This is a genomic window from Streptomyces sp. NPDC086077, from assembly GCF_040686175.1.
GTDB lineage: Bacteria > Actinomycetota > Actinomycetes > Streptomycetales > Streptomycetaceae > Streptomyces.
The window spans coordinates 1-6,107 of the sequence record NZ_JBFBJT010000252.1; the positions used below are offsets into that span (position 1 = coordinate 1).

Sequence of the window (6,107 nt, forward strand, 5' to 3'; positions counted from 1 at the left end):
GGCGCTCCCACTGGACGCTGCTGGCTCAGGCACGGGCGGTGGAGAACCAGGCGTTCGTCCTCGCGTGTGGAACGGCCGGGACCCACGCGGGAGTTCCGCAGGCCGGTCACTCGATCGTGGTGGATCCGTGGGGCGAGGTGCTGGCGCAGGCCGGCCCGGACCAGGAGGTCCTCACCGTGGAGTTCGACGCCGGGAAGGTGGCGACGACCCGGGATCAGTTCCCGGCGCTGAAGGACCGGGTGCTGGGGCTGGAACGCCCTCGACGCTGAACGCGCCAGGTCGCGAGGGGGCGGGACTGGAGCCGGATCAGTCGTCCTCCCGCTCCTTGTCCGCCAGATGGATCACGCACACCGTCACCGCGATCAGCAGCGCCGGGTCCGCGTCGTCCCGGACGACGTCCACCCCGTAGGTGTCCCTGACGTGCAGGAAGCGCCGGGAGATCACGGCGAGCAGCTCACCGTCGTACTCGATGGCGAACTCACGGTCGAGGATCTTGCCGCTGACGTCGAGTTCGGTGCCGTCGACCAGGTTCACCCGGTAGTGGTTGCGCAGCAGCGACAGCCGCTTGCGCCTGATGCGGGCCAGCGGCTCGCCGTCCCGCTCGATCACCATGGTGTCCCGCAGGGCGAACATCTTCTGCCGGATGTCGGCGAGCACCTGCCCCCGGGTGTCCTTCAGCTCGAAGGTGTCGCGCAGCCGCATCGCCTTGCCGTCGACGAGATAGGCCTTGTTGCCTCTGTCGTCCTCGATCCAGTAGTCGTCACCGAAGCCGAGGAGCCGTTCGCGCACGAGGAATCTCATGCCATGACCGGTTCCCCCGCGGCCGGTCCGAAACGCCGCCGGTAGGCCGACGGGCTGAGGCCGGTCTCGCGCCGCAGCCGCACCGACCGGCACCCTCACCGTCGGCGACCGCCACGACGACGTCCCGGACCACGTGGACGCGACGACGGGCCACACGCTGGAGTGACTGTGGGTCGCGAGGAGGCGGGTCGCGTGACTGTCAGTGGTGAGTGGCACTCTTGAGCCATGACCGACTCCACCCCGGCCCCGAGCCGCCGCCGCGCCCGTGTCCGTGCCCCCGAGCTGATCGGCAAAGGCGGCTGGCTGAACACGGGTGGGAAGCAGTACAGCCTGGCTGACCTGCGAGGGCGCATCGTCGTCCTGGATTTTTGGACCTTCTGCTGTATCAACTGCCTGCACGTCGTCGACGAGCTGCGTGAGCTGGAGGCCAGGCATCGGGACACCGTCGTGGTCGTCGGCGTGCACTCGCCCAAGTTCGTGCACGAGGCCGACCACGCGGCGGTGGCGGACGCCGTGGAGCGGTACGGGGTGGAGCATCCGGTGCTCGACGACCCCGAGCTCGCCACCTGGAAGCAGTACGCGGTGCGTGCCTGGCCGACGCTGGTGGTGATCGACCCCGAGGGGTACGTCGTCGCCCAGCACGCCGGTGAGGGCCATGTGCACGCCATCGAGCGCCTGGTGACCGAGCTGGAGGCGGAGCACGCCGCGAAGGGCACCCTGCGGCGGGGTGACGGACCGTACGTGGCGCCGGAGCCTGAGCCGACGGTGCTGCGGTTCCCGGGGAAGGCCCTGCTGCTGCCCGGGGGGACGTTCCTGGTCAGTGACACGACCCGGCATCAGCTCGTCGAGCTGGCGCAGGACGGGGAGAGCGTGGTCCGGCGGATCGGCTCCGGCGCGCGCGGATTCGCCGACGGGCCGGCCGACGCGGCGTCGTTCAACGAGCCGCAGGGCCTCGCCCTCCTCGACGACGGCTCGGTCGTGGTCGCCGACACCGTCAACCACGCCCTGCGCCGCCTCCATCTCACCTCCGGTGAGGTCGGCACCCTGGCCGGGACCGGCAGGCAGTGGATGCAGGGCGACGCCAGATCGGGCCCGGCGCGGGAGGTGAACCTCTCCTCGCCCTGGGACGTCGCCCTCTTCGGCGGCCGGGTGTGGATCGCCATGGCGGGAGTGCACCAGCTCTGGGCCTACGACCCCGTGAGCGGCGGTGTCGCCGTCGCGGCGGGCACGACCAACGAGGGGCTGGTCGACGGCCCCGGCCCCGAGGCCTGGTTCGCCCAGCCGTCGGGCCTCGCGGCGACGCCCGAGCGGCTGTGGCTGGCGGACTCGGAGACCAGCGCCCTGCGCTGGGTGGATCTCGACGGCGCTGTGCACACCGCCGTCGGCACGGGGCTGTTCGACTTCGGTCACCGCGACGGACCGGCCGCCCAGGCCCTGCTCCAGCACCCGCTGGGCGTCACGGCCCTGCCCGACGGCTCGGTGGCCGTCAGCGACACCTACAACCACGCCCTGCGCCGCTTCGACCCCGCGACCGGCGAGGTCACCACCCTGGCCACGGATCTGCGCGAGCCGAGCGACGCGGTGCTGGCCGGTGACGACATCGTCGTCGTGGAGTCGGCGCGGCACCGCCTGACCCGGCTGCGGTTGCCGGAGGAGGCGGTCCGCGTGGCGGGGGTCGCCCACCGCACCCAGCGCGCGGCGACCGAAGTGGCCCCCGGGCGCCTCCAGTTGGACGTGATCTTCGAGGCGCCCGCGGGCCAGAAGCTCGACACCCGCTACGGCCCCTCGACCCGCCTGCTGGTCTCGTCGACGCCTCCGGAGCTGCTGACACACGGCGAGGGCGCGGGAACCGACCTGTCCCGCGCCCTGGAGCTCGACCCCACCGTGCCGGAGGGCGTCCTGCATGTCTCCGCGATGGCCGCGTCCTGCGACGACGACCCCGCGAACGAGTACCCCGCCTGCCATGTCCACCAGCAGGACTGGGGCGTCCCGGTCCGACTCACCGAGCGGGGGACGGACCGCCTTCCCCTCGTCCTGGCCGGCCTGGACGCCTGACCTCACGGGGCGTCACACCGTCGCCCCCGTCACGCCGTCCGCTGCGTCACACGCCGTACCCGTCGCTGTAGCCGTCGCGCCGGGGGTGTTCCTCCTGCACGACCGGCTGCGAGGGCGGCACCACGACACGGCGCCGCCGCGCGATGCTGCTGAACGTCGTGACCCCGATCAGCCCGACGATCATCAGGATGACGCCGACCAGGTCGAGATTGACACCCTCCATGTTCCAGTCCGTCGCGAACGTGAGGATGGCTCCCACGGCGATGAGGATGATGCACCCGCCGAGGCCCATGAGTGTTGCCTCCCTGTTCCGGTCCGGTGATTCCGGAGCTTCCGGTGGACCTCGGGTACCCGCGCCCCCGGAATGCAGTCCTCACCGCCCGTCAACTCACGTGCCGCGGCGGGGTCCTCAGCCCTCCAGGAACGCCGCCAGCGCTCGCGTCAGCAGGTGGGGGTCCTCCACGCCGCACAGTTCGCGGGCGCTGTGCATCGACAGGATCGCCACGCCGATGTCGACCGTGCGGATGCCGTGCCGGGCCGCCGTGATGGGGCCGATGGTCGTGCCGCAGGGCATGGAGTTGTTGGAGACGAAGGACTGGAAGGGCACGCCGGCCTTCTCGCAGGCCGCCACCCAGACCGCGCGGCCCGAACCGTCCGTCGCGTAGCGGTTGTTGACGTTGACCTTGAGGATGGGACCGCCGTTGACCCGGGGGTGGTGGGTCGGGTCGTGGCGTTCGGCGTAGTTGGGGTGCACCGCGTGGCCGGTGTCGGAGGAGAGGCAGACGGTCGCCGCGAAGGCGCGTGCCCGGTCCTCGTACGAGCCCCCGCGGGCGAAGACCGAGCGCTCCAGGACGCCGCCGAGCAGTGGGCCGTCGGCGCCGGTGTCCGACTGGGAGCCGTTCTCCTCGTGGTCGAAGGCGGCGAGCACGGGGATGGAGGTCAGTTCCGCACCGCCGCTCGCGGCGGCGGCGAGCGCGGCCACGCCCGCGTGCACGGAGAGCAGGTTGTCGAGCCGCGGGCCGGCCATCAGCTCCTGGTCACGGCCGAGGTAGGCCGGCGGCTCGACGGAGTGCACCATCAGGTCCCAGCCGGTCGTCTCGCCGGCGGCGATCCCCGACTCCGCCTCCAGGAAGGCGATCAGGTCGCCGTCGCGCACGTCGTTGCCGAGGCCCCAGATGGGCTGGAGATGCCGCTGCTTGTCGAGCTTGAGGCCCTCTGAGGACACCGAGCGGTCAAGGTGGATCGCCAGCTGCGGCACCCTCAGCAGCGGCCGGTCGACGTTCACCAGCCGGGTCGTGCCGTCGCGCAGCGTCAGCCGGCCGGCGAGGCCGAGGTCGCGGTCCAGCCAGGAGTTCAGCAGCGGCCCGCCGTAGATCTCCACGGCCACCTGGCGCCAGCCGTGCGCACCGCTGTCGGGCTGCGGCTTGACGCGCAGGTTGGGGGAGTCGGTGTGCGCGCCGATGATCCGGAAGGGGGTGTGCGGTGCGGCACCCTCCGGGACGTACCACGCCACGATCGCGCCACCACGCAGCACGAACCTGCCGCCGCTCGCCCCGTCCCAGGCGTCCGTCTCCGCGACCTGCCGGAAGCCCGCCTTCTCCAGCCGCTCGGCGGCGTTCGCCACGGCGTGGTACGGCGAGGGACTCGCCGCCAGGAAGGACATGAGGTCGTCGGTGTGGCCGCGGTCGAAGCGGGAGGGTTCGCTCATGGGGTTCACCTTAACGACGTACGAGGGCCCGCTCCCCCTGGCTGGGAGCGGGCCCTCGTAAGGACGATGTGGAAATCGCGGGGGCTGACCGGGGGAACCGGTCAGAACGCCGCTTCGTCGAGCTCCATCAGGTCCAGTTCGACGCCCTGGGCGACCTTGCGGGCCAGCGTCACGCCCGGCAGCACGTTGGCCGCGAAGAACTTCGCCGCCGCGATCTTGCCGGTGTAGAACGCCTTGTCCTTGGCGGAGGCCGACTCCAGCTTCTCGGCGGCGATCGCGGCGCCCTTCAGCAGCAGGTAGCCGACGATCACGTCACCGGAGGCCATCAGCAGGCGGGTGGTGTTCAGGCCCACCTTGTAGATGTTCTTGACGTCCTGCTCGGTGGCCGCGAGGTCGGTCAGCATCAGGCCGACGATCGCCTCCAGCTCGACGGCGGCCTTGGCGAGGTGCTCGCGGGCGCCTGCCAGGTCCTCGCCGCCGGTGCCGAGGGCCAGGAACTTCTTGATGTCCTCGGCGAGGGAGTTCAGCGCGGCGCCCTGGTTGCGGACGATCTTCCGGAAGAAGAAGTCCTGGCCCTGGATCGCGGTGGTGCCCTCGTAGAGGGTGTCGATCTTGGCGTCCCGGATGTACTGCTCGATCGGGTACTCCTGCAGGAAGCCGGAGCCGCCGAAGGTCTGCAGCGACTGGGCGAGCTGCTCGTAGGCCTTCTCGGAGCCGTAGCCCTTGACGACCGGCAGGAGCAGGTCGTTCAGGGCGTGCTCGGTGGCGGCGTCCTCGCCGTTCGCCTCCTTGACCTGGATGGCGTCCTGGACGGAGGCGGTGTACATGACGAGGGCGCGCATGCCCTCCGCGTACGCCTTCTGCGTCATGAGCGAGCGGCGCACGTCGGGGTGGTGGGTGACGGTGACCTTCGGCGCGGTCTTGTCCATGAAGTTCGCCAGGTCGGGGCCCTGGACGCGCTCCTTGGCGTACTCCAGCGCGTTGAGGTAGCCGGTGGACAGCGTGGAGATCGCCTTCGTGCCGACCATCATCCGCGCGAACTCGATGATCCGGAACATCTGGCGGATGCCGTCGTGCTTGTCGCCGATCAGCCAGCCCTTGGCGGGGTGCTTGTCGCCGAAGGTCATCTCGCACGTGTTGGAGGCCTTGAGGCCCATCTTGTGCTCGACGTTGGTGGCGTAGACGCCGTTGCGCATCCCCAGCTCGCCGGTCTCGAAGTCGAAGAGGTACTTCGGGACGAGGAAGAGGGACAGGCCCTTGGTGCCGGGGCCGGCACCCTCGGGACGGGCGAGGACGTAGTGAAGGATGTTCTCCGACATGTCGTGCTCACCGGAGGTGATGAAGCGCTTCACGCCCTCGATGTGCCAGGAGCCATCCTCCTGCTGGACCGCCTTGGTGCGGCCGGCGCCCACGTCGGAGCCCGCGTCGGGCTCGGTGAGGACCATGGTGGAGCCCCACTGCTTCTCGACGGCGACCGAGGCGATGTGCTTCTGGACCTCGTTGCCCTCCTCGAAGAGGATGCCGGCGAAGGCCGGGCCCGAGG

At 70.8% G+C, this 6,107-nt stretch carries 6 protein-coding genes and 1 pseudogene; 3 read left to right on the forward strand and 4 right to left on the reverse strand.

Translation table 11 applies throughout. From position 1 onward, the window contains the following. Window positions 1-269 (forward strand): nitrilase-related carbon-nitrogen hydrolase (locus AB0O67_RS36095; RefSeq protein ID WP_365459941.1); only part of this gene is annotated, 269 nt, incomplete at its 5' end. Window positions 270-306: 37 nt separating this feature from the next. Here AB0O67_RS36095 and AB0O67_RS36100 read toward each other — a convergent pair. Next, window positions 307-801: an LURP-one-related family protein gene (locus AB0O67_RS36100; protein WP_365459944.1), complete on the reverse strand. Its 495-nt coding sequence runs from the start codon at window positions 799-801 to the stop codon at window positions 307-309. Between the two features lie 82 nt (window positions 802-883). On the opposite strand from AB0O67_RS36100, the pseudogene AB0O67_RS36105 reads away from it, so the two are divergent. Both AB0O67_RS36105 and AB0O67_RS36110 read left to right on the forward strand, forming a co-directional pair. Next, window positions 884-967, forward strand: a pseudogene (locus AB0O67_RS36105) (cupin); the annotation flags it as partial. A 59-nt stretch (window positions 968-1,026) separates the two neighbouring features. Further along, window positions 1,027-2,856, forward strand: coding sequence for an NHL domain-containing thioredoxin family protein (locus tag AB0O67_RS36110; protein WP_365459947.1), 1,830 nt, complete (start codon window positions 1,027-1,029; stop codon window positions 2,854-2,856). Between the two features lie 46 nt (window positions 2,857-2,902). On the opposite strand, the gene AB0O67_RS36115 is transcribed toward AB0O67_RS36110, so the two are convergent. The 3 genes from AB0O67_RS36115 to AB0O67_RS36125 all read right to left on the reverse strand — a co-directional run. Further along, window positions 2,903-3,148 (reverse strand): DUF6458 family protein, encoded by a 246-nt coding sequence (locus AB0O67_RS36115; RefSeq protein ID WP_365459950.1) that lies wholly within the window; start codon window positions 3,146-3,148, stop codon window positions 2,903-2,905. 117 nt (window positions 3,149-3,265) lie between these two features. Beyond that, entirely contained in the window at window positions 3,266-4,564 is a 1,299-nt protein-coding gene (locus tag AB0O67_RS36120) for a M18 family aminopeptidase (protein ID WP_365459953.1), read from the reverse strand. Window positions 4,565-4,665: 101 nt separating this feature from the next. Further along, on the reverse strand, window positions 4,666-6,107 hold a 1,442-nt coding region (locus AB0O67_RS36125), incomplete at its 5' end, for an acyl-CoA dehydrogenase (RefSeq protein WP_365459956.1).

Bases quoted from the DNA above. Each gene is read 5' to 3' on its own strand.
- AB0O67_RS36100 (WP_365459944.1), bottom strand. From the start codon at position 801: ATGAGATTCCTCGTGCGCGAACGGCTCCTCGGCTTCGGTGACGACTAC.
- AB0O67_RS36110 (WP_365459947.1), top strand. From the start codon at position 1,027: ATGACCGACTCCACCCCGGCCCCGAGCCGCCGCCGCGCCCGTGTCCGT.
- AB0O67_RS36115 (WP_365459950.1), bottom strand. From the start codon at position 3,148: ATGGGCCTCGGCGGGTGCATCATCCTCATCGCCGTGGGAGCCATCCTC.
- AB0O67_RS36120 (WP_365459953.1), bottom strand. From the start codon at position 4,564: ATGAGCGAACCCTCCCGCTTCGACCGCGGCCACACCGACGACCTCATG.